Source organism: Castellaniella sp. (assembly GCF_004321985.1).
GTDB lineage: Bacteria > Pseudomonadota > Gammaproteobacteria > Burkholderiales > Burkholderiaceae_B > Castellaniella.
Genome location: NZ_SCQN01000026.1, coordinates 1 through 1770 on the forward strand (window position 1 = coordinate 1; position 1770 = coordinate 1770).

The following is a 1770-nucleotide window of genomic DNA, read 5'->3' on the forward strand; positions in this document are numbered from 1 at the left end:
GGCAGGTGCATCGCTGCTCGACGAGGCGGGTCTTGAAGTGACGATTTCCGTGCCGCAGGGCGAGGAGATGACCAAGAAGACGCTGAATGCGCGCCTGGGCATTCTGGGCGGCATCTCCATTTTGGGCACGACCGGCATCGTGAAGCCCTATTCCACGGCCGCCTACCGCGCCAGCGTGGTGCAGGGGGTGCAGGTGGCCGGCACGCTGGGCCATGGCGTGGTGGTGCTGACCACGGGCGGACGCACCGAAAAATTCGTGATGGAAGAAATGCCCCACCTGCCCGAACCGGCTTTTGTGCAGATGGGCGACTTTCTGCGCTACGCCATGGGCGCGGCGGTGAAGGCGGGTTTGAAGCAGGTGGTGATAGGCGGCATGGTCGGCAAGCTGACCAAGATCGCGCAGGGCGAGACCATCACCCACGCCGGACGCGCCGAGGTCGATACCGGCTTGCTGGCCGAACTGGCCGCAAGTGTGGGTGCACCGCCCGAGGTGTGTGAGGCCATTCGCGACCATGAAACCGCCCGTTATGCGAGCGAACGCATGGACGCTCTGGGCTTGGGCGCTGCCTTTCACACCGCGCTGGCGCAGCGGGTCATACAGACCCTGCGCACGCGCTACCCCGATCAATTTGAACTGAAAGTACTGGTTTGCGACTTCGACGGTCGCAAGATTGCGGAGGCTCCTTGAACAACACCCACGAAAACACCATCGAGCGCTGCCGCATCCTCGGCGTGCTGGACGATGGCATCGCCAGCCTGGGCCGCACAGCGCTGGCCCACCTGCAACAAGCGCAACTGGTGATCGGCGGCCTGCGCACGCTGCAGCTGTTCGCGCCCCAGATCCACCCCAGTGCCCAGCAGCGCGACCTGACCGGCGCCATGTCACAGGTGCCCGAATGGGTGCGTGCCGCGCAGACGGCAGGCCAGCGGGTGGTGGTGCTGGCCACCGGTGACCCGCTGTGCCACGGCATTGCGGCTTATCTGGCTTCGCGCCTGTGCATTGAAGCGATTGAGGTGCTGCCCAATGTGTCCACCCTGCAACTGGCCTGCGCCCGGCTGGGGCTGCCGTGGCAGGACATGAAGTTCTCATCCGTCCACAGCAAGGACGCGGGCGACTGGGTGGAAGGTTCAGAGCCCGGCCACGGCCTGTATGCGCTGCTGCGCGATATTCGCCAGCATGACCGCCTGGCGGTACTGACCAGCCCCGACAACACGCCCGATCGCATCGCCCGCATGCTGGTCACGGAAGGCCTGGCGGATGACTTCGAGATGGCGGTGGCCGAGCGCCTGTGCCAGCCCGGGGAGCGCATCGTCAGCGGCATCGCCGTTCATGCCGCCGCGCACATGCCGTTCGCCGACCCGAACGTGGTGCTGCTGTGGCGCACCCAATTGCGTGCGCCGCAAGTGCTGTTCGGCCTCCCCGATGCCAGCTTCGAGCAGCGCCATCCCGAGAAGGGCCTGATCACCAAGAACGAGGTGCGCGCCGTGTCGCTGGCGCGCATGCAGCTACGCCTGGACAGCGTGGTGTGGGACATCGGCGCGGGTTCGGGTTCGGTCGGACTGGAAGCGGCCCGCCTGTGCCGCCAGGGCCATGTCTATGCCATCGAGAAAAACGTGGACGACAGCGCCATCGTGGCGCGCAACCGCCTAGCCATGGGCATCAGCAACCACACCCTGGTGCACGGCAAGGCCCCCGAGGGCCTGGCTGCCTGGGCCGACCCCGATGCGGTGTTTATCGGCGGCTCGGGCGGTGAACTGGCCGAGCTGATT

General features: G+C 66.3%; 2 protein-coding genes. Both read left to right on the forward strand.

Annotated features, from left to right (window positions below):
- On the forward strand, window positions 1-688 hold a 688-nt coding region (gene cbiD / locus EPN31_RS06185; RefSeq protein WP_291770803.1), incomplete at its 5' end, for a cobalt-precorrin-5B (C(1))-methyltransferase CbiD.
- Window positions 685-1770, forward strand: a 1086-nt coding sequence (cbiE, locus tag EPN31_RS06190) for a precorrin-6y C5,15-methyltransferase (decarboxylating) subunit CbiE (RefSeq protein WP_291770805.1), incomplete at its 3' end; no start/stop codon positions are given. The genes cbiD and cbiE, both read left to right, overlap by 4 nt.